This is a genomic window from Stenotrophomonas sp. 57 (assembly GCF_030291075.1).
GTDB lineage: Bacteria > Pseudomonadota > Gammaproteobacteria > Xanthomonadales > Xanthomonadaceae > Stenotrophomonas.
On record NZ_CP127407.1, the window covers coordinates 4,349,269 to 4,370,000 of the forward strand.

Annotated in this window: 14 protein-coding genes and 2 rRNA genes (1 of these 16 running past the window's edge); 6 read left to right on the forward strand and 10 right to left on the reverse strand. The window is 67.5% G+C overall.

Going from position 1 to position 20,732, the window contains the following annotated elements; all coding sequences use genetic code 11:
- Nucleotides 1-34: 34 nt before the first annotated feature.
- The 4 genes from QP512_RS19970 to glyQ all read right to left on the reverse strand — a co-directional run bounded on the left by QP512_RS19970 (nt 35) and on the right by glyQ (nt 8,946).
- Complete coding sequence (locus tag QP512_RS19970) at nt 35-3,892, reverse strand: translocation/assembly module TamB domain-containing protein (protein WP_286070400.1); 3,858 nt, start codon at nt 3,890-3,892, stop codon at nt 35-37.
- Nucleotides 3,889-5,685, reverse strand: a complete 1,797-nt coding sequence (locus QP512_RS19975; RefSeq protein WP_286072074.1) for an autotransporter assembly complex family protein — start codon at nt 5,683-5,685, stop codon at nt 3,889-3,891. The genes QP512_RS19970 and QP512_RS19975 overlap by 4 nt, the downstream gene beginning before the upstream one ends.
- A gap of 196 nt (nt 5,686-5,881) precedes the next feature.
- Nucleotides 5,882-7,957 carry a glycine--tRNA ligase subunit beta gene (glyS, locus tag QP512_RS19980; protein WP_286070401.1) on the reverse strand — a complete coding sequence of 692 codons (2,076 nt, stop codon included), beginning with the start codon at nt 7,955-7,957 and terminating at the stop codon, nt 5,882-5,884.
- A 77-nt stretch (nt 7,958-8,034) separates the two neighbouring features.
- On the reverse strand, nt 8,035-8,946 hold the full coding sequence (glyQ, locus tag QP512_RS19985; RefSeq protein ID WP_286070402.1) for a glycine--tRNA ligase subunit alpha: 912 nt from the start codon (nt 8,944-8,946) through the stop codon (nt 8,035-8,037).
- Between the two features lie 83 nt (nt 8,947-9,029).
- Here glyQ and QP512_RS19990 point away from each other — a divergent pair, with 83 nt between their 5' ends.
- The 3 genes from QP512_RS19990 to QP512_RS20000 are packed head-to-tail and all read left to right on the forward strand — an operon-like array spanning nt 9,030 to nt 12,544.
- A complete protein-coding gene (locus QP512_RS19990) occupies nt 9,030-10,865 on the forward strand; it encodes a GspE/PulE family protein (RefSeq protein WP_286070403.1) in 1,836 nt (611 codons plus the stop codon).
- Nucleotides 10,837-11,583, forward strand: a complete 747-nt coding sequence (locus tag QP512_RS19995; protein ID WP_049430273.1) for a glutamine amidotransferase — start codon at nt 10,837-10,839, stop codon at nt 11,581-11,583. Before QP512_RS19990 ends, QP512_RS19995 begins: the two co-directional genes overlap by 29 nt.
- A gap of 49 nt (nt 11,584-11,632) precedes the next feature.
- Complete coding sequence (locus QP512_RS20000) at nt 11,633-12,544, forward strand: BPSS1780 family membrane protein (protein WP_286070404.1); 912 nt, start codon at nt 11,633-11,635, stop codon at nt 12,542-12,544.
- An 88-nt stretch (nt 12,545-12,632) separates the two neighbouring features.
- Here QP512_RS20000 and tatC read toward each other — a convergent pair whose 3' ends face one another.
- The 4 genes from tatC to QP512_RS20020 form a co-directional block, all read right to left on the reverse strand.
- A complete protein-coding gene (tatC, locus tag QP512_RS20005) occupies nt 12,633-13,382 on the reverse strand; it encodes a twin-arginine translocase subunit TatC (protein WP_286070405.1) in 750 nt (249 codons plus the stop codon).
- Complete coding sequence (gene tatB / locus QP512_RS20010) at nt 13,379-13,840, reverse strand: Sec-independent protein translocase protein TatB (RefSeq protein WP_286070406.1); 462 nt, start codon at nt 13,838-13,840, stop codon at nt 13,379-13,381. The genes tatC and tatB overlap by 4 nt, the downstream gene beginning before the upstream one ends.
- Before the next feature lie 15 nt (nt 13,841-13,855).
- Nucleotides 13,856-14,083, reverse strand: coding sequence for a Sec-independent protein translocase subunit TatA (gene tatA / locus QP512_RS20015; protein WP_049443854.1), 228 nt, complete (start codon nt 14,081-14,083; stop codon nt 13,856-13,858).
- Between the two features lie 75 nt (nt 14,084-14,158).
- The gene (locus tag QP512_RS20020) at nt 14,159-15,052 is read right to left on the reverse strand and encodes a YSC84-related protein (protein WP_286070407.1); all 894 of its coding nucleotides are present in this window, start codon (nt 15,050-15,052) and stop codon (nt 14,159-14,161) included.
- A 165-nt stretch (nt 15,053-15,217) separates the two neighbouring features.
- Between QP512_RS20020 and hemH the strand changes: the two genes are divergently transcribed.
- The 3 genes from hemH to QP512_RS20035 all read left to right on the forward strand — a co-directional run bounded on the left by hemH (nt 15,218) and on the right by QP512_RS20035 (nt 19,430).
- On the forward strand, nt 15,218-16,180 hold the full coding sequence (gene hemH, locus QP512_RS20025) for a ferrochelatase (protein WP_286070408.1): 963 nt from the start codon (nt 15,218-15,220) through the stop codon (nt 16,178-16,180).
- Nucleotides 16,177-17,031 carry an alpha/beta hydrolase gene (locus QP512_RS20030; RefSeq protein ID WP_286070409.1) on the forward strand — a complete coding sequence of 285 codons (855 nt, stop codon included), beginning with the start codon at nt 16,177-16,179 and terminating at the stop codon, nt 17,029-17,031. The genes hemH and QP512_RS20030 overlap by 4 nt, the downstream gene beginning before the upstream one ends.
- A gap of 290 nt (nt 17,032-17,321) precedes the next feature.
- The gene (locus tag QP512_RS20035; protein ID WP_286070410.1) at nt 17,322-19,430 is read left to right on the forward strand and encodes a methyl-accepting chemotaxis protein; all 2,109 of its coding nucleotides are present in this window, start codon (nt 17,322-17,324) and stop codon (nt 19,428-19,430) included.
- 411 nt (nt 19,431-19,841) lie between these two features.
- Here QP512_RS20035 and rrf read toward each other — a convergent pair.
- Both rrf and QP512_RS20045 read right to left on the reverse strand, forming a co-directional pair.
- A 5S ribosomal RNA gene (gene rrf / locus QP512_RS20040) occupies nt 19,842-19,956 on the reverse strand.
- Nucleotides 19,957-20,082: 126 nt separating this feature from the next.
- A 23S ribosomal RNA gene (locus QP512_RS20045) occupies nt 20,083-20,732 on the reverse strand (it continues 2,230 nt past the right edge of the window).

The window sequence follows — 20,732 nt, forward strand, 5'->3', positions numbered from 1 at the left end:
GCGTGGCTCTACGTCTCGCTGCGCCAGTCAGCGGTCATTTCTCCCGCCGCCAGTTGATCGAGCCGCGGTTTTCCACCGTGCTCGACTCTACTTCCACGTCGAAGCCGCGGCGCAGCAGGTACTTCAGGGTCAGCACCGAACCGGCACCCACCATCGACACGCCGTAGCCGACGTAGAGCTTGGGCGAGATGTACTTGCCGAAGCCAATCACCGAACCGCCCAGCGCGCGCGACTGGCTCACGCCGGCATCGTCCAGGCCCAGCTTGGCACCCAGCTGCGAGGCCAGCAGGCCGCTGCCGGCCGACAGCGCCGCCGAGGCCGCGGTGACCTGCTGGGTCTGGTCGGTACTGGCATTGGTCAGGCTGCGGCCCAGCACCAGGTAGGCCAGTGCCTCGGACTGCGACATCGCCGGGTCGGACCACACGTCGGCACGCGGCTGCTGCGCGCGGCCGGTCACGTCGATGCCGGCGGTGACATCACCGATGCGGCGCTCGGCGCGGATGTTGATGCGCGGATCGGAGACGGCGTTGTAGTTCCAGTTGAGGTTGCCGCGGGTGATGGTCAGGTCCTGGCCATAGGCCTTGTAGCGGCCGCTCACCTCAAGCCCGCCGTTGGCGGTCATCTCGCGGCCGGGCTTGGCCCAGACCTGCATCTTGCCGGTCAGCCCGCCCTTCAGGCCGAAACCGGTCATCTTCACCTTGTCGCCCAGGCTCACGGTCAGGTCCATGTCCAGCGGCGAGGTGCGCGATTCCTCCGGGTCGGCCGGATCCAGCACCACCACGTCCTCGGACACCGAGGTGCCGCGGTCCAGGCGCTCCAGGTCGATGTCGGCCTCGGGCACGTTGACCGTGCCGCGCAGCTCCATCGCCGCCTTGGCCAGGGTGAAGTCCAGATCGGGGTTGGCGACGATGCGCAGTTCGCTGGTGTTGGACACCAGCACGTTCTCGCCGTGGATCTTCAGCTGCAGCGGCTGCGCATCGCCGAACCAGGACAGGCCACCATCGACGTAAAGCGTGCCCTTGCCCGAGTTGGCCTGCGCGGTGATCTTGGCCGAGCCATCGGGCTGGGCGACGAAGCTGCCCTTGCCCTGGTCGAAGGTCAGGCCCAGCGCCGGGAATTCGCCCTTGAAGTTGGTCAGCTGCGCGTCACCGCCCAGCGAGGGCTGGCCGCGCGTGCCACGCAGGCTCACGTGGCCTTCGATCAGGCCGGTGGGACGCACGATGTCCGGCGAGAACAGCTCCAACCAATACAGCCGCGACATGTTGAGATAGAGCTCGCCGTTCAACGGCGCGCTGGCTTCCCATCCGGTCTGCATCTTCGCATCGACGAAGCCGTTGCCCTGGAAGCCCATGCCCAGGTAGCCCTTGATGCTGGCCGGGGTCATGTCCAGCTTCAGCGAGAACTGGTCGTAGCGCACCAGCTCGCCACGGGTGGTATCGCCCACGGTGTTGCGGTTCTCGCCCAGGCGCACGCCGCCTTCCTTCGAGCGTACTTCGACGTGGCCTTCCCAGGCCGTGCCGCGCGGGCGGATCTGTGCGTCCAGGCTGACATCGCCGCGCAGGTAGATGCGGCGGCCGGACTGCGGCGGCAGCCACGGCTGTACCAGCGCCAGCGGCAGCGCGTCACTGCGCACCACCAGGCCCTCGCGCGGCCAGTTGGCCTGTGCGCACAGCGCGCCGCTGCTGGCGGCGGCCAGGCAGGCTTCGGACAGGGTGTAGGTGCTGCCGTTGATCGCGAACGCCGCCGGTGCCCGCAGCGACCAGGCATCGCCCTTCACCGGTGCGATGCGCAGCGAGGCCAGCTCGCCACGCCACTGCGTGCCCTGCTGGCGCACGCTGCCCTGCAGCTCGACCGCGCCCATCTCGTTGCGGGTCTGCGCAGCCAGGCGGAGGTTGGAGACACTGCCCTGCGCGTCGATGTTCAGCTGCTCCAGCAGCATGCCCGCGTTGACCTGCTGGCCCTGCACCGCCAGCGTGCCGCTGTCGCCGCGCCACGGCAGGTGGCCCTTGATGCTGACGCTCTCGGCGCCGTAGCCATCCCAGTTGAGGTTGTTGCCGACCAGGTCGGCGGTGATGTCCGGTGCGTCGCGCGGGCCCTTCACCTGCATCTGGCCGCGCAGGCCGCCGTCGGCGCCCGGCAGCAGATCACTCAGCTGCAGCGGTTCGAAACGCGCGTCGATGTCGAGGCGGTCGCCGACCTTGCCCGACGCGGTGACCCGGCTGCTGCCCAGCGCCAGCTTCAGCTCGCCCTGGCCTTGATCACCCTGCAGCGCGAACTTGCCCTGCGCATCGAGATTGCGCTGGCGCAGGATGCCCTTCAGCGACGGCAGATCCACCGTGGCTTCCAGGGTACCAGCGGTGCCCGGCGGCGCATTGGCCGGCGGCGGCAGCTGGCGGCCCCTGGACGCCAGGTTGCCGGACAGGCGGCCATTCCAGCCCGGCACGAAATAGCCGGGGTCGAAGTCCTTCAGCGTGGCCTTGGCATCCCAGTCCAGCTGCGGCGCCCACGCCACCTGGCCCTCCACCTGAAGTTGGCCACCCGGGGTCTGCGCCTGCAGCTGGTGGATCGACGCGGCCTGATCGTTGCCACGCAGGTCGAAGCGCACCTGCGCCTTCTGCTTTTCGCGTTCGACCTCGGCACGGCCGATCGCTGCCCAGGCCTTCAGGGTGCCGGCCAGGCCGAAACGCGCTTCCTTCAGGGTCACCGGCACCGGCGCGCTGCCCGCCGTGTTCGGATCGGGCGCCGGCACATAGGTCAGATCATGTGCGACCACCGAGAAATTGAGCTTCTGCTGGTCTTCCTGGCTGAAATCGGCGGTGCCCTCCAGGCGCGCTTCGCCCCCCAGGCCCTTCACCAGCAGCGGCGACACCTTCAGCACCTGGTCCTGCAGTGACACCACCGACGGAGCCAGTTCCAGTTCCTGATCACCCTGCCTCACCCTGCCCTGCAGGTTGGCGTTGCCGCCCTTGCCGCTGGCAGTGAAGTCCAATGCCAACGGTGCGATCGCCGAGCTGGCCAACGCCGGCGACAGCAGCGCCAGATCAAGTTCGTCGCTGCGTACCGTGGCATTCCAGGTCGGGTCGGTGCGGCCATCGAACACCAGCATCGCGTGCAGCGGCTTCGGTGCACGTCCGGCCACCGCCACTTCCATGTGTGCCAGGTCGCCGCGTGCCACCAGCCCCACCGTCGCGGCGGTACGGCCACGCGGTGCCGGCAGCACCGCGGTGACGGTCACGTCGGTGTCGTAGTCCTTGGCCGGAATATAGCGACCCTGGGCGGTGAAATTGCCCATGTCACTGTCCACCACCAGCTTGTGCGCCTGGAACTCGCCGTTGGCGATCTCGATGCCACCACGCACGCGGCTGATGTCGATCACCGGCTCGTTGGCCTGGCTGATGCGGAAACCATCGATGGCGATGGCATCGGCCTGGATCGCCAGCGGCATTTCGATCTGCGGCAGCGAATCGGGCCACGACGGCAGCTTGAACGGCTCATCGCTCTTGGCCAGGTTCAGCGTCGCGTTGGTCAGCTCAAGCTTGTCCAGCAGCAGCTTGCGACCCAGCAGCGGGCGCAGGTCCGGCTCCAGGTGCGCGCGCTCGGCGTGGAAGTGGATGTCGTCGTAGCGGAAATCGACGTTGTACAGGGTCAGCGGACCGGCCACCGGGCCGTCCACCTTGTCCCAGGTGAAGCTGGCGCCCACCGGCAGGCGGGCCACCACCTGCGCCAGCAGCACATCGCGGCCAGCCACGGTCTGCAGCAGCCAATACACCGCCAGCAGGGCCAGCAGCACCAGGCCGATCACGCCGGCACCGGACCAGGCCCAGAAGCGGCGGCGGCGGTAGAAGCGCACGCGCGGCGGCGGCGTATTCGGGGTCGGTGCGGGCGTGCTCACAGGTCCGCTCCAATGTTCAGGTACAGCTGGAACTGCGAATCCGGGTTGTTCAGGCCATGCGCCACGTCGATGCGCACCGGACCCACCGGCGATTTCCAGCGCACGCCGAAGCCGACGCCGGTATGCAGGTCGATGGTGTTGTCGAAGGCGCTGCCGGTATCGACGAACACCGCCGCGCCCCACGGGCCGCCATTGAAGTAGTGCTCGTATTCGGCCGAGCCGATCACCAGGTTCTTGGCACCCAGCGCGTACTTGTCCGGGGCCGGCGTACGCGGGCCCACTTCACGGAAGGCATAGCCGCGGATGCTGCGGTCACCACCGGCGAAGTAGCGCAGGCTCGGCGGCATCGCCACCAGGTCGCTGGTCCAGGTGGTACCACCTTCGCCGCGCAGGATCAGGCGGTCACTCTGCCCCACCGGGATGTACCAGCGCAGCACGGCATTGGCCTGCACGAAGCTGGTATCCGAACCGGCGCCCTCGATGCCGCCGCGCAGGGTGGCGGTGCCGCTGATGCCGCTGCGCGGGAACAGCGGATCGTCGACGTTCACGTAGTCGGCCACCAGCTGCGGGTAGACCAGGGTCGAGGTGTTGTAGACCGCGTCGGTGAATTCGGTGCCCGAGGCATAGCGCCAGCGCTCGCGCAGGGCGTTCATCGAGGCGATGGCGGTCCAGTGCTCGTTGATCTGCCCACTGCGGCTGGCGATCAGCTTGAAGTTGCGCAGGTCGATGTAATCGGTCTGCTCATCGTAGGCACTGGCAGTGAAGCCGTACCAGCCGTCGAGCCACTTGAACGCCGGCACGCGGTAGGTGCTGGTCAGGCTCTTGCGCTTCTGCGCATAGTCCAGCTGGGTGTTCATCTTGTGGCCGCGGCTGTTCACGTAGCGCCGCTCGATGCCACCGCGCACACCCGGCCCGCTCTCGCTGCCGTAGCTGAGACCGGCCGTGTAGATGGTGCGCTTGGCGCGGGTCAGCTTCACGTCGACCGGCACGTCGCCGTTCTCGTCAGCCTGGTCCGGCCGCGGCTGGATGTCGATCACGCTGAAGTAGTCCAGCTTGGTCAACGACTCGCGCAGCCGGTCCAGCTTGCCCTCGTGGTAGTAGCTGCCCTGTTTCCAGTACACCAGCGGGTCGAACAGCTTGTCGACAAAGTAGTCCTGCTCGAAGGTCACCGGGCCCATGTTGTAGCGGCGGCCGCTGTCCCAGGTCAGGTCGATGTCGGCAGCGTTCTCGGCGCGGGTGATCTGAACCTGGCGCTGGGTGTAGTCGGCGTCGAAGTAGCCGCGCTCGGCCAGGCGCCGGGTGATGGTGATCTTGCTGGCTTCGTACTGGGTATGCTCGAAACGCTGGCCCTTGCGCGGTTTGAACGCAGCCAGGTCGTCCTGCAGGTACTGGTCGTACATCGCGGGGCCGGTGATGTCGATGTGCTCGCGGCGCACGGTCACCGGGGTGCCCTTGTCCACGTGGATCAGCACCCGCACGTGCTCGTCCTCGCGCGGCGCTTCGACCTTGATCACCGGGTTGTAGTACCCGAACGGTTCCAGCGCCTGACGGGTCTGCCGCTCGGCCTGCGACAGCAGGTATTCCAGGCGCGATTCGCCCTGTTCCTTGCCGATCGTGTCGTACAGCGACAGCGATTCCTGGATGTTTTCGATGATTGCGGCGTCGTCGCCCTTGTCCAATCCCTTGATGTCCACCTTGTCGATGGTGCCGCGCGCGTGGGCCACGGAGGTGGCGGCCAGCGACAGGACCATCAGCGGCAGGGCGTATTTCTTTGGCTGCATGCGGCACAGCATACCGACCGGAGGTGACGATGCGAAATGCATCACGTCATTGGGGATCGGTTGTTAAGTGGCGGTCAAAATACGCGCCTTTGTGGCGATCATCGTGATCGCAGGCGAGGATGCCGGCATCGTGCGCGATGCCGGCAATGACCCCGATGGACATCCACCGGCACTATCGGTGGGTGCCAAGCTTGCTTGGCACCACATCTCAGCTCGACAGATGCTCGATCGCCGCGACCTTGCCCAGGCGCTCGCCCAGCATCGTCAGCAGCGCCAGGCGGTTGCCACGCAGCGCTGGGTCTTCGGCGTTCACCATCACGCCATCGAAGAACGCATCGACCTGCGGGCGCAGGCGGGCCAGACGCGCCAGCACGGCCACGTAGTCCTTCTGGTGCAGGCTGGCGCCGGTGTCGTCGATGGCCGCGGTAACCGCTTCGGCCAGCGCGCGTTCGGCGTCTTCCTGTAGCAGCGATGCATCGATCTGGGCCGGGATGTCGCCCTCGGCCTTGCGCAGGATGTTGCGGATGCGCTTGTTGGCCGCGGCCAGCGCCTCTGCCTCCGGCAGCGCGGCGAAGGTGCCGATCGCATCCAGGCGGCGGTCGAAGTCGTACAGCGAGGCCGGCTTCAACTCGGCCACCGCGTTGAAGTGCGTGGCCGGCACGCCCTTGTCGCCGTAGTAGCCCTTCAGGCGGTCGAGGATGAAGTCGTACAGCTCGCCGACATCGGCCTGCACGTTGCGCGCGGCCAGGCCGGCATTGGCGCTGGCCATCAGCGCGCGCAGGTCCAGTTCGAAGCCGCTTTCGATGATCGTGCGGGCCAGGCCCAGCGCATTGCGGCGCAGCGCGAACGGGTCCTTGTTGCCGGTCGGCTTCAGGCCTGCAGCGAAACCACCGGCCAGCGTATCGACGCGTTCGGCGATGGCCAGCACCTTGCCCAGCGGCGACAGCGCGATGTCGTCACCACCGAAGCGTGGCTGGTAGGCCTCGTCGATGGCCAGCGCCACGTCGGCCGATTCACCACCGGCCACGGCGTAGTGGCGGCCGGCGATGCCCTGCAGTTCCGGGAATTCGTTGACCATGCGCGACTGCAGGTCGTTCTTGGCCAGCTCGGCAGCCCGCTTGGCCTGCGCCGGATCGGCACCGACCTGGGCTGCGATCACTTCGGCCAGTGCGGCCACGCGCGCCACCTTGTCGGCCACGCTGCCCAGCTTGGCCTGGTAGGTCACCGTCTTCAGGCCGTCGCCCATCGACATCAGGCCCTGCTTCAGGTCCTCGTCGAAGAAGAACTTGGCATCGGCAAAGCGCGGGCGGATCACCCGCTCGTAGCCCTTGGCCACTTCGGCCACGTCCTTCGATTCGATGTTGGCGATGCCGATGAACTTCTCGGTCAGCGTGCCGGCGGCATCCAGCACCGGGAAGAACTTCTGGTTGATCTCCATCGTTTCGATCAGTGCTTCCTGCGGCACTGCCAGGAAGGCGCGCTCGAAACTGCACAGCACCGCCGACGGCCACTCGACCAGGTTCACCACCTGCTCCAGGTTGTCGTCGGTGATGCGGGCGCTGCCACCGGCCTTGGCCGCAGCGGCCTCGACCTCGGCGACGATGCGCGCGCGGCGCTCGCTCGGGTCGACCAGCACGAACGCAGCGCGCAGCGCTTCAACGTAGTCCTGCGGCTGCGCCAGCGACACGGTCTGGTCGTGGTGGAAGCGGTGGCCACGGCTCACGCGGCTGGCCTGCAGGCCGAACAGTTCGGCTTCGACCACGTTGGCGCCGTGCAGCAGCACCAGCCAGTGCGCCGGGCGGGCGAAGCCCCAGGCGTGGTCGCCCCAGCGCATCGGCTTGGGAATCGGCATCGCCGCGATCGCCTCGCGCAGGATCTCCGGCAGCAGGCTGGCGGTGCTCGCGCCCGGGCTCACCGCACGGTGCACGAAGCGCTCACCCTTGTTGTCGGTGGTCTTTTCCAGCGCGGTCCAGTCGATCCCGGCCTTGGCCGCGAAACCCTGCAGGGCCTTGGTCGGCTGGCCTTCGGCGTCCAGCGCGATGTTCAGGTACGGGCCCAGCACTTCGCTGTGCTGTTCCGGCTGCTCCAGGCCGACGCCCGGCAGCAGCACAGCCAGGCGGCGCGGGGTCGACAGCGGGCGCGCATCGCCCAGTTCCAGCGCGACGCCGCGCTTGCGCAGGCCGTCGACAACACCGTCGAAAAAGGCCTGGGCCAGGCCCGGCAGCGCCTTGACCGGCAGCTCCTCGGTGCCCAGTTCGATCAGAAGGGGGGACAGTTGGCTCATCGGTTCGATCCTGTGGTGGGGGCGCAGCGCGCGACGCGTCCGGCGCCCCGGAAATTAAGAGAGGGAAGGAGCGGCCGTCAGGCCTTCTTCGCGCCCGGGAAGCCCAGCTTCTCGCGCTGCTCGTAGTACGCCTTGGCCACCGCCTGGGCCAGCGCGCGCACGCGCAGGATGTAGCGCTGGCGCTCGGTCACGCTGATCGCGCGGCGTGCATCGAGCAGGTTGAAGGTGTGGCTGGCCTTCATCACCTGTTCGTAGGCCGGCAGCGGCAGGTCCACTTCCACCAGCTTCTGCGCTTCGCGCTCGCAGGCATCGAAGCGGTGGAACAGCTCGTCCACGTCGGCGTATTCGAAGTTGTACGTGCTCTGCTCCACCTCGTTCTGGTGGTAAACATCACCGTAGGTCACCGGCTGGCCGTCCGGGCCGTAGGTCCAGACCAGGTCGTAGACGTTGTCGCAGTTCTGCAGGTACATGCACAGGCGCTCGAGACCGTAGGTGATCTCGCCCAGCACCGGGCGGCACTCCAGGCCACCAGCCTGCTGGAAGTAGGTGAACTGGGTCACCTCCATGCCATTGAGCCAGACTTCCCAGCCCAGGCCCCAGGCACCCAGCGTCGGCGATTCCCAGTTGTCCTCGACGAAGCGCAGGTCGTGCACCAGCGGGTCGATGCCCAGTGCCTTCAGCGAATCCAGGTACAGCTGCTGGATGTTGTCCGGCGCCGGCTTCATCGCCACCTGGTACTGGTAGTAGCGCTGCAGGCGGTTCGGGTTCTCGCCGTAGCGGCCGTCGGTCGGGCGGCGCGAGGGCTGCACGTAGGCCGCATTCCAGCCTTCCGGACCGATCGCACGCAGGAAGGTGGCCGGGTGGAAGGTACCGGCGCCCACCTCCAGGTCGAGCGGCTGGATGAGCACGCAGCCCTGCTGGGCCCAGAACTGGTTCAGGGTCTGGATCAGGCCCTGGAAGGTGATCGGAACGGTCGGGGTCGCGGACATGCGTACGAGTCTTGGCCGGCAAGGGGGTGCGCTAGTATAACGGCCGACCTGCGGGGCATTCCGTACCCGGGAGGAGCAGGCAGATGGAACATCGGCTGCCGGCAGGCACGCCCGGCGAGGCGGGCGGCGTCCCGCTGCCCTGGGGACGGCTGCATTTCGAGCAGATTGCTGCGGCGCTGATCGGCGATGGCCTGGTGGCCGAGCAGGACCGCGAGCGCATGCGGTTCTCCGCGCAGGGCGCGCGCAACGCCAGTGAAGTGCATCCACTGGTGCTGCTGTCCAACCTCAAGCTGTCCGCCACCGGCGGCGGCGAACTGACCCTGGAACGCCTGACCGAGTGGCTGGCGCAGCGCACCGGCAGCCGCTACCTGCGCATCGACCCGACCCGGGTGGACGTCGCCGCGGTCACCGCGCTGGTGTCGCATGCCTACGCCCGCCGCCACCGCTTCCTGCCGCTGGCGGTGGATGCCGAGCGCGTGCTGGTGGCCACCAGCGAGCCGCTGGTGCAGGAATGGCGCCGCGACCTGCAGCACCTGACCCGCCGTCGCATCGAGCTGGCCGTGGTCAACCCGCTGGACCTGCACCGCTACACCATGGAGTTCTACGGGGTGACCCGTTCGGTGCGCGGTGCCCGCGGCGACGTGCGCGGCGAGGCCAGCACCACCCTGCCCAGCTTCGAGCAGCTGGTCGAGCTGGGCCGCACCGGCGACGTCAACGCCGACGACCAGCACATCGTGCACATCGTCGACTGGCTGCTGCAGTACGCCTACGAACAGCGCGCCTCGGACATCCACCTGGAGCCGCGCCGCGAGATGGGGCGCATGCGCTTCCGCATCGACGGCGTGCTGCACAAGGTGTTCGAAGTGCCGCCGGCGGTGATGACCGCGGTGGTCAGCCGCATCAAGGTGCTAGGCCGCATGGACCTGGCCGAGCGCCGGCGCCCGCAGGATGGCCGCATCAAGACCCGGTCGCCGGGTGGCCGCGAGGTCGAGATGCGCCTGTCGACCATGCCCACCGCCTTCGGCGAGAAGTGCGTGATGCGCATCTTCGACCCGGATGCGGCTTTCAAGAGCATCGACCAGCTCGGTTTCAGCCCGCAGGAAGCCGCTGGCTGGAATGCGCTGGTCGAGCGCCCGCACGGCATCGTGCTGGTCACCGGCCCGACCGGCTCGGGCAAGACCACCACCCTGTATTCCACGCTGAAGCGGCTGGCCACGCCGGACGTGAACGTGTGCACGGTGGAAGACCCGATCGAAATGATCGCGCCCGAGTTCAACCAGATGCAGGTGCAGGCCAACATCGACCTGGACTTCGCCAGCGGCGTACGCACCCTGCTGCGGCAGGACCCGGACATCATCATGATCGGCGAGATCCGCGACCTGGAGACCGCGCAGATGGCGGTGCAGGCCTCGCTGACCGGCCACCTGGTGCTGTCCACCCTCCACACCAACGACGCGCCATCGGCGGTCACCCGCCTGCTCGACCTGGGCGTGCCGCATTACCTGCTGGCCAGTACCCTCAACGGCATCCTCGCCCAGCGCCTGGTGCGCACGCTGTGCCCGCACTGCAAGCAGCCGCACAGCCTCGGCGCGGCCGATTGGGCGGTGCTGGCTGATAGCCATGGTGCATATCCAGATGCCGCCACGCCCTGTCGGCCGGTCGGTTGCCTGGAGTGCCGGCGCACCGGATTCCTCGGCCGCATCGGCCTGTATGAGTTGCTGCCATTGGGTTCGCGGCTGCGCGGGCAGATCCGCGCCGACATGGACTTGGCCGGTTTCACCCGTGCCGCGCGGGCTGAAGGGCTGCGAACCCTGCGCCAGGCTGGGCTTGAAAAGGTGGCGCAGGGGCTGACTACAATCGAGGAAGTCCTGTCAGTCCTGCCGCCCCCGGATGAACCCAGCCCCGTTCCTGATCCTTGAAACCGGCCGCCCGGTACCGTCGCTGCGCCGCTACGGTCGCTTTCCGCACTGGATCCGCGTCGCCGCCGGGCTGGAAGAACACGAGACCGTGGTGGTTGATGTCGAGCACGGTGGCGCCCTGCCCGACCCGCACGCCTTCGCCGGCGTGCTGGTGACCGGCTCGGCCGCCTTCGTCACCGACCATGCCGACTGGAGCGAGCGCAGCGCCGCGTGGCTGCGCCAGACCGCTCACGACGACCTGCCGGTGTTCGGCATCTGCTACGGCCATCAACTGCTGGCGCATGCGCTGGGCGGTGAGGTGGCCTACAACCCGGCCGGCCGCGAGTCCGGCACGATCGAACTGGAACTGCAGCCGCAGGCCGCACAGGACCCGCTGTTCCAGGGCCTGCCGCAGCATTTCGCCGCCCACGCCACCCATCTGCAGACCGTGCTGCGCGCGCCCGACGGCGCCGAGGTGCTGGCGCGGTCGCCGCTGGACGGCTGCCACGCCTTCCGCTGGGGCCGCCAGGCCTGGGGCGTGCAGTTCCATCCGGAGTTCGCCACCCACCACATGCGTGGCTACGTGCGTGCCCGCGCCGACTGCATCGGCCGACATGGCGGCTGCGCCCGCAGCATCGAGCGCGCGGTCAGTGCCGCGCCGCTGGCCCGCCAGCTGTTGCGGCGCTTCGTCCGCCAGGCGCGGCTGTCTTCAGCCCAGCCGATGGCAAAACAGGGATAATCGGCGGCACGGGCACGCGCCCGGCCCCTCCTGTCCCTCCCGGATGTCCATGAAAGAGATTCGCAAGCTGCCGGCTTCGGCGGGCGCCCAGTGGTTGCTGGATACGTTCTCCCTGTACCGGCGTGCGCCGCTGCAGCTGGCCCGGATCGGCCTGACCTGGCTGCTGGTGAGCTGGGTGGTCACGCTGTTGTCGACGCTGATTCCCGGCGCCGCCGGCATGGCCGTGCAGCTGATGACGCTGGCCATCTCGCCGATCATGTTCGGCGGCATGCTGTATGCCGTGGGCGAAATCGATGAGGGCCGCCCGGGCCTGGCCTCGCACCTGCTGCAGCCGATCCGCGACCACCGCGTCAGCCACCTGCTGGTGCCGCTGGCGATCCAGGTACTGGCGGTGCTGTTGCTGGGCGCGCTGCTGTTCATGATGATCGGTCGCGAGGGCTTCACCGCCTTCAGCGAGGTCATGACCAAGATGGAAGAGATCAGCCGCAGCGGCCAGCAGATCAAGCCGGACGATGCCGCCGCGCTGGTTGCCAACCTGCCGGCCAAGCGCATCGCGCTGTGGATGCTGCTGGTGTTCCTGAGCGCGGTTGCGCTGTCGCTGGCGATGTTCACCCAGCCGGCGCTGGTGGTGTTCGACAAGCAGAGCGGCATGCACGCGCTGCGCCTGAGCCTGCAGGGCTGCATCGAGAACATCGGCGCGATGATCGTGTTCGCGGTGCTCGGCCTGATCGCCGCGTTCTGCATGTACATCCTGTTCGTGATCGTGATCCAGATCGCGATGCTGATCGGTGGCCCGCTGGCCGCCGCCTTCATCGCCCAGCTGGTACTGACCACGGTGCTGATGCCGCTGTATGTCGGCGCGGTCTATGCCGCGTGGAAGCAGATGTTCGTGCACCGCGGCAGCCGCGCAGCGCCGCCGATTCCGTCCACGCCGAGCTCCAGCGACGTGTTCCACGCCTGAGCAGCGCTCAACGGTAGCGCCGGGCCATGCCCGGCGGGCGCCATCGCATCGAACCGAAACACGCCGGACACGGCCCGGCGCTACCGGATCAGGCGGCGGGTTTCTTCAGTACCGACGACGGCACCAGCCAGCGCGCGGCGTGGATGCCGAGCTCGTACAGCAGGCACATCGGGATCGCCAGCATCAGCTGCGACACCACGTCCGGCGGGGTCAGCACCGCCGCCACCACGAAGATGCCGACGATCGCGTAGCCGCGGCCTTCCTTGAACTGCTGCGGCGTCACCCAGCCCAGCAGCACCAGGATCACCATTGCCACCGGCAGTTCGAAACTGCCGCCGAAGGCGAAGAAGATCGCCAGCACGAAGTCCAGGTAGGCATTCGCATCCGGCGTAATGGCGATCACCTCCGGGCTGAAGGTGGTGAGGAAGTGGAACACCGCCGGCAGCACCAGGAAGTAGGCGAAGGCGCAACCGGTGTAGAACAGCAGCACCGACGACACCAGCAGCGGCACCGCCAGACGCTTTTCACGCGCGTAAAGGCCGGGCGCAACGAACGCCCACAGCTGGTACAGCAGCCACGGCACCGCCACGAACAAGGCAACGAAGAAGGTCAGCTTCAGCGGCGCGAAGAACGCGCCGGCCGGATTGGTGGCGATCATCGTCTGCCCGTTGGGCAGCTGCGACACCAGTGGTTCGGCCAGTGCGTTGTACAGCTTCTGGGTGAACGGCAGCAGCGCCAGGAGCACCACGCCCAGGCCCAGCAAGGCGCGCACCAGGCGACCGCGCAGCTCCACCAGGTGTTCGACCAGCGAGCTCTCGCCGAAATCCTGCTCACTCATGGCTGGCGCTCCGTGCTCTGCACCGGCGGCGGCGTACCGGCTTCAGCGGGCGCGGCCGAAACCGGCTCGGCGGCACCACCGTCCTGCGTCGGTTCAACCGCATCGGGCGCGGCACTCATGTGCGGCGGAAGATCCGCAGGCGCTGGTGCACGGACTTCCTGCACCAGATCATCGCCCTGCCGCTGCGCCTGCTGGGCTTCGCGACGGATCGCTTCGCCACTGGCGCGCAGCTGGTTCTCGGTGTCCTGCATGCCCTGGCGCACGTCCTGCATCTGCCGCTTGATCTCCTCGGCCTGCAGCTCGCGTTCCAGTTCCTGTTTCACCGAATCCCACTGATTGCGGGCACGACGCACCCACAGGCCGGCGAAGCGGGCCGCCTTGGGCAGGCGCTCGGGACCGAGCACCACCAGGGCGACCACTGCAATCACCAGCAGTTCGCTGAAGCCGATATCGAACACCGCAACCGCTCCGGATCAACGTGCGTTGCGGTCGTGCTCGTCCTGCGCGGTGCGCGAGGCGTCCTGGCTGCGCGACTCATCACCCAGCTGCGCGTTCGGCTTGTCGTCGTCGCGCATGCCCTTCTTGAATTCCTTGACCGCCGAGCCGAGGTCCTTGGCGCCACTGGTCAGGCGCTTGGTGCCGAACACCAGCAGGACGATGGCCAGCACGACCAACCAATGCCAGATGCTGAAACTGCCCATAAAGACGCTCGTTACGTTAGTGATCAGGCTGTCGAGCATAGCGCACCGGCTGTCAGCCGGCGCGCGTGACGAAAGTCAGTTTCCGCCCAGCGTTTCCGTGCGGATCTCGCCGTCGTTCACCGGCTGGAAGCCCTGCTGCTGCGGCGGCGGGTTCTGCGGCACGTTCTGCAACGGGGCGGTGGTGGCTTCGGCCGGAGCAGCCGGCGCTGCCTGAACAGGCGCCGGGGCGACCGCCGGCGCCGCTGCCGGACGCGGCGCACTGCCGCCGTTGCCGTTGCGGTTGTTGCGGGCGGCGTAGGTGGCCTCTTCCAGGCGATCGCGGAAGGCGACCACGTCCATCGACGGCGAACCGGCGGCGCGGCCTTCGAAGATCATCCGCGGCGTGGTGTTGCTGCCGTAGGCGTCGAGGTTGGCGGCGTCGTCGATCTGCAGCACCGCACCGTCCAGGGCCACCCCGGCGAACAGGCCGCGGGCACGCGACCACGACCAGATCTCAGCCTTCAGCTGGCCATCGGTGGCGGCCGCAGCATTGCGGCCAACCGGTCCGGCGGCGACGCCGGCATCGGCGCCCAGCGTGAACTTGCCGTTGACCAGGTTGTCCAGGCTGCGATCGTTGCGGAATACCAGCACCACGTCGGAAGACTGCACACCGGCCTGGAAGCCGATGCTGCCGCCCGTGAGCTTCACGAACACCGGGTTGGACCAGGCGCCGTTGGCCATGCGCACCGACATCAGGCCATGGCCGCGGCGACCGCCGATGACCAGACCGGCCTTGATCGTGTCGGGAATGACGATGACCGCGCGGCCTTCGTCGAGCAATTTGTCCGGAATGCCCTGTTCAGGGATTTCCTGGATTTCAGCCAGCACACGCACGGCGTTGCGCGCACGCTGGTCTTCCTGCGGCCCGGCCATGGCCTGGCTGGACAGCAGACTGGCGGCGATCAGCAGGGCTTGGATCGGGCGACGCATGGCAGGCTCCAGAAGTCAGTCCATAGGAAGATATAGCAAGTGACTGAAATTAGTAGTGTTGTCATGAATATCCTATGAGCGTTCCCTGCTCATATAGGCGCGCGCTATGCGTCCAATCCGAACCCTGCATCCCGGTGCCACGCCGGATCGGCGACAATAGCGACCATGCTCGACGCTCCCGATACCGCCGTGCTGGCGGTCAACCTAGGCACGCCCCAGACGCCGACGGCCCCCGCCGTTCGCCGTTACCTGGCTGAATTCCTGTCCGACCCCCGCGTGGTCTCGATCCCGGCGCTGCTGTGGCAGCCGCTGCTGCGTGGATTGATCCTGCCGCTGCGCAGTAGCCGTTCGGCGGCCAAGTACGCGCAGGTCTGGCTGCCCGACGGCTCACCACTGATGGTGCATACGCGCCAGCTGGCGCAGGCCATGCAGGCCCTGCTGCCGACCCTGACGGTGCGCCACGCGATGCGTTACGGCGAACCGGCGCTGGCCGGCGAGCTCGACCGTCTGGCCGCCGACGGCGCTCGCCGCATCGTCGTGCTGCCGCTGTACCCGCAGTACTCCACCACCACCACCGCCTCGGTCGAAGACCGGGTCGATGCGTGGCAGCGCCGCAACCCGGGCGTGACCGTCAGCCTGGTGCGCGACTACTCGGTCGATCCGGGCTGGGTCGAGGCCGTGGCCGGCTCGATCCGGCGCTACTGGGAGCAGCACGGTCGTGGCCAGAAACTGATGTTCTCCTTCCATGGCATCCCGCAGCGCCTGGCCGATGGTGGCGATCCGTATCCGCAGCGCTGCGAGGCCAGTGCGCAGGCCATCGCCAGCGCGCTGGGCCTGGGCAGCGACGAGTGGCAGATGGGCTACCAGTCGCGGTTCGGCCGCGAGCGCTGGCTGCAGCCGTATGCGGAGCCAAGCCTGTGGGCGCTGGCCGAGTCCGGTGTGAAGCAGATCGACGTGGTCTGCCCGGGCTTTGCCACTGACTGCCTGGAGACGCTGGAAGAAGTGGCGCTGGGCTTCACCGAGACGCTGGCCGAGCGCGGCGCGAAAATGCGCTACATCCCGTGTCTCAACGCCGAACCGGAACATGCGCGCGCACTGGCACGGCTGGCCGTGGCCTCGCTGGCATGAGCCTGCAGCCATTTGAACTCGAGGTCGGTGGCGCGCGCGTCGCCGGCCTGCGCAACCATGGCGACGGCCCACGCGTGCTGGCCCTGCATGGCTGGCTCGACAATGCCGCCAGCTTCGTACCACTGGCCCCGCACCTGGCCACGCTGCAGCTGGTGGCCATCGACCTGCCCGGCCACGGCCACAGCGCGCATCTGCCGGCCGGTGCCAGCTACACCACGGCCGCCGCGATCTGCCACGTACTCGACGTGGCCGATGCGCTGGGCTGGGACCATTTCAGCCTGCTCGGCCATTCGATGGGCGCCGGCATCGCCAGCCTTACCGCCTCGGTCAGTGATCGGGTGGAGCGCCTGGTGGCGATCGAAGCGCTCGGCGGCCTGCGCGGTCCCGAGGAAGAAACAGCCAACCGCCTGCGCGAGCACGTCAATGCCACGCGTGGGCTGGGGCGCAAGCAGCTGCGCGTGTTCCCCGACCTGGCCGCGCCGATCCGCGCGCGGATGATGACCAACCAGCTCAGCGAGCGCTGTGCACGCCTGCTGGTCGAACGCGGCGTGGAGCCGGTCGAGGGTGGCTATCGCTGGTGCAGCGATCCGCGCCTGATGCTGCCGACCGCGATCCGCCTCAGCGAAGGGCAGATCGACAACCTGCTGCAGGCCATCGCCTGCCCGACGCAGGTGATCTATGCCACACCGGCACAGTCGTACTATCCCGAACCGATGCGCAGTGATCGCCTGCAGCACCTGCGTGATGGGCGGCTGGCGGTGTTTCCCGGCAACCATCACCTGCACATGGAAGACCCGGCGCAGGTCGCCGCAGTGATCCTGCACTTCTTCAGCACCGACAACGCGGGCTGAGTCACGGCGTCCGCGCACTTCACTCTGCGCACTTCCGGCCGATAGATCAGTTGCGGGCCGCTGTGCCCGCAGCACGCGGGCCCGGTCGGGCCTGCGGCGTGTGTCTGGTTCTGCAAGGAAGTCCGCATGCCCGCTCCATTGCACCGTTACCCACAGGATGGGGTCACGGCGCCCCGTCTGCGCGTCGCTGACCGCGTCGCATTCCCCGAATCCCCGGTTCCCGTTCTGGCGACGCATTCGTGCGGGCGTCGCGGCGTGGCCGTTGTCGTTTGCTGATCCAGGAGTCGCCGATGTCCGTTGCATCCTCCCGCCCCCCCGATAGTGCTCGCCTGCCGCATCTGCAGCAGCTTGCCCACCGCGCCGATCGTCGCCTGCTGATCGGCAGCACAGCATTGGCCGTCACCGGCCTGGCACTGGCCTTGCGCGGTGGTCCGCAGCTGCCGGGCGCCTGGACCACTGCGGCTGCACTGCTGCCTGCGCTGTGGCTGGCCGGTCCGCAGGCCGGCAAGCGCTTCGCCCGCAATGCCCTGGCGGTGCTGCTGTCGCTGCAGCTGGCCCTGCTGTGCGCGATCGTCGGGCTGTCGCCCGCGTTGCCTGTCGCGCTGCTGCTGAGTGTTCTGTTGAGCCATCGTGATCGCGTGCCGGTCTGGCTGGCCGGTGGCGTCGGCACCCTCGCGCTGCTTGCACCGCTGCTTGAAGGCGCGGCCGTGTGGCCAACGCTGCTGCAGGCAGGGTTGTTCGTCGGCCTGACCCTGTTCCTCGGCCAGGTCGCGCTGCGCCTGCGCCAGCAGACCGAAGCGCTGGGCCACGGCCCGCGCCGCCTCGCCGCGCTGGCACGCGACATTGCCACCGGCGCGGATCTTGCGGCACATGCCGACACGCGCGCCTACGCACCGGGTTCGCTGGCCCATGCACTGGCCGACACCGCGCGCCATGTACAGGCCCAGCGCGGTCGTGAGGCCGCCTCGCATGCGGAGAACGCGCAGATCCGCCAGGCGCTGGATGCTTCGCGCACCGCAATGATGATCGCAGACAACGACCACGTGATCCGCTATGTGAACCGCTCGGTGGTGGCCCTGCTACGCAACCAGCAGGCGACGCTGCGCCAGGCCTTCCCTGACTTCGATGCCGAACGCCTGGTGGGCAGCAGCATCCATCGCTTCCACGCCAACCCGGACCGCATCCGCGCCATCCTCAACGGCCTGCAGGTCACGCACAACGGCAAGGTGCAGATCGGCCCGGTGCACTTCGCCCAGGTGGTCACGCCGGTGTTCGACGCGCAGGGCCTGCGCCTGGGCTTCGCCGTGGAGTGGCATGACCGCACCCAAGAACTCACGCTGGAGAACGCCGTCGCCGGCATCGTTGCGGCCGCTGCCGCCGGTGACCTCGACCAGCGCCTGCAGGCCACCGAAGGGGCGAGCTTCCTCGATGGCCTGACCGGTGGCATCAACCAGCTGCTGGATACGCTGGGCCGCACCATCGACGAAGTGCGGCAGATGCTCTCGGCACTGGCCAGCGGCGACCTGGATCGGCGCATGCACGGCGAGTATCACGGCGCCTTCGCTGCCATCCAGCGCGACGCCAATGCCACCGCGGAACAGCTGGCACGCATGGTCGGCCGCATCCAGGACTGCGCATCGTCGATCAGTACCGCGGCCAGTGAGATCGCTGCCGGCAACGGTGCGTTGTCCGAGCGCAGCGAGCGGCAGGCGGCGCATCTGCAGGAAACCGCGGCCTCCATGGAGGAACTGACGGCCACCGTGCGCCAGAACGCCGCCCATGCGCGGGAGGCCAGCGCGCTGGCGTCCTCCACGCAGGACGCGGCCAGCGACGGCAACCTGGCCATGCAGCGGGTGGTCGACACCATGCAGGCCATCGAGGGCGCGTCGAAGCGGATCGGCGACATCACCGGCGTCATCGACGGCATCGCGTTCCAGACCAACATCCTGGCGCTGAATGCGGCAGTGGAGGCGGCGCGCGCCGGCGAGCAGGGCCGAGGCTTCGCGGTGGTGGCCAGTGAAGTGCGGGTGCTGGCGCAGCGTTCGGCGGCGGCGGCCCAGGAGATCAAGAGGCTGATAGACGAAGCCGGCCGCCAGGTGGGCGAAGGTGCCCAGCTGGTGGCGGATGCCGGCCAACGCATGCAGGGGATCGTGGGGGGTGTCGAGAATGTCAGCCACCTGATGCGCGAGATATCCGCAGCGTCGCAGGAGCAGTCAATCGGTATCGAGCAGATCAACCAGACCGTGGTGCAGATGGACCAGGCCACGCAGCAGAATGCTGCGCTGGTGGAGGAAGCAACTGCCGCAGCACGCGAGCTGCAGTCGCAGGCGGGCACGCTGGATGATGCGGTGTCGGTGTTCCGTCGGCAGGAGTCACAGGGCGTGGCGCTGGTCGCCTGATCTCCGCCGTCAGCAGCATCCTCGTAAAGACGGCGCCCGCAGGGCGCCGTCTTTTTTCATGTGTCCTGCGTGATGGATCACGGGAAGCATGGATCACGGGAAGCACAGGACCCGGTGGTATCAATCCTTCGGTAGTGACGGCCGCGGGCCGGCAACCACGCCGCGCGCAGTGCGCATGCCCACCCCACGCATCACGCATGGCGTGGACCTGCCGATACTACCGCCGGATGCATTGCATGGCCCCATCACCGGTAGTGCCGGGTGCTGGCCAGCGAGCTTGACACGTCCATCGCGCAGGCCCATTCCACCTATCCATGCAGTGCCTGGATCTACCGGTGCATTCCAGCAGCTGCATTTTCCTGCGCACAAAGAAAAACCCCGCTGCGTGAGCAGCGGGGTTTTGGGTATAAACCCTGGCGATGACCTACTCTCGCATGGCTTGAGCCACACTACCATCGGCGCAGCTGCGTTTCACTTCCGAGTTCGGGATGGGATCGGGTGGTTCCACAGCGCTAATTTCACCAGGGAGGCTTTTGGAGAGTCGCACTCGTCCCGATGGGACAAGGCGCCAGCCTCGCATAGTTCTTGTGACGTAGCGTGCACTTGGATGCTCTTACGACGTTGTCGTAAAGCCAAGGCAACTTGAGGTTATATGGTCAAGCCGCACGGATCATTAGTATCAGTTAGCTCAATACATTGCTGTACTTACACACCTGACCTATCAACCACGTAGTCTACATGGTTCCTTCAGGGGGCTTGTGCCCCGGGAGATCTCATCTTGAGGCGCGCTTCCCGCTTAGATGCTTTCAGCGGTTATCGCTTCCGAACATAGCTACCCGGCAATGCCACTGGCGTGACAACCGGAACACCAGAGGTTCGTCCACTCCGGTCCTCTCGTACTAGGAGCAGCCCCTCTCAAATCTCCAACGCCCATGGCAGATAGGGACCGAACTGTCTCACGACGTTCTGAACCCAGCTCGCGTACCACTTTAAATGGCGAACAGCCATACCCTTGGGACCGACTACAGCCCCAGGATGTGATGAGCCGACATCGAGGTGCCAAACACCGCCGTCGATATGAACTCTTGGGCGGTATCAGCCTGTTATCCCCGGAGTACCTTTTATCCGTTGAGCGATGGCCCTTCCATACAGAACCACCGGATCACTAAGTCCTAGTTTCCTACCTGCTTGATCCGTCGATCTTGCAGTCAAGCACGCTTATGCCTTTGCACACAGTGCGCGATGTCCGACCGCGCTGAGCGTACCTTCGAGCTCCTCCGTTACTCTTTAGGAGGAGACCGC

Coding starts and splice junctions, on each gene's coding strand:
- QP512_RS20035 (WP_286070410.1), top strand. CDS start 17,322: ATGTCCGTTGCATCCTCCCGCCCCCCCGATAGTGCTCGCCTGCCGCAT.
- QP512_RS19975 (WP_286072074.1), bottom strand. CDS start 5,685: ATGCTGTGCCGCATGCAGCCAAAGAAATACGCCCTGCCGCTGATGGTC.
- glyS (WP_286070401.1), bottom strand. CDS start 7,957: ATGAGCCAACTGTCCCCCCTTCTGATCGAACTGGGCACCGAGGAGCTG.
- QP512_RS20020 (WP_286070407.1), bottom strand. CDS start 15,052: ATGCGTCGCCCGATCCAAGCCCTGCTGATCGCCGCCAGTCTGCTGTCC.
- tatC (WP_286070405.1), bottom strand. CDS start 13,382: ATGAGTGAGCAGGATTTCGGCGAGAGCTCGCTGGTCGAACACCTGGTG.
- QP512_RS19990 (WP_286070403.1), top strand. CDS start 9,030: ATGGAACATCGGCTGCCGGCAGGCACGCCCGGCGAGGCGGGCGGCGTC.
- QP512_RS20000 (WP_286070404.1), top strand. CDS start 11,633: ATGAAAGAGATTCGCAAGCTGCCGGCTTCGGCGGGCGCCCAGTGGTTG.
- glyQ (WP_286070402.1), bottom strand. CDS start 8,946: ATGTCCGCGACCCCGACCGTTCCGATCACCTTCCAGGGCCTGATCCAG.
- QP512_RS19995 (WP_049430273.1), top strand. CDS start 10,837: ATGAACCCAGCCCCGTTCCTGATCCTTGAAACCGGCCGCCCGGTACCG.
- tatA (WP_049443854.1), bottom strand. CDS start 14,083: ATGGGCAGTTTCAGCATCTGGCATTGGTTGGTCGTGCTGGCCATCGTC.
- QP512_RS20030 (WP_286070409.1), top strand. CDS start 16,177: ATGAGCCTGCAGCCATTTGAACTCGAGGTCGGTGGCGCGCGCGTCGCC.
- hemH (WP_286070408.1), top strand. CDS start 15,218: ATGCTCGACGCTCCCGATACCGCCGTGCTGGCGGTCAACCTAGGCACG.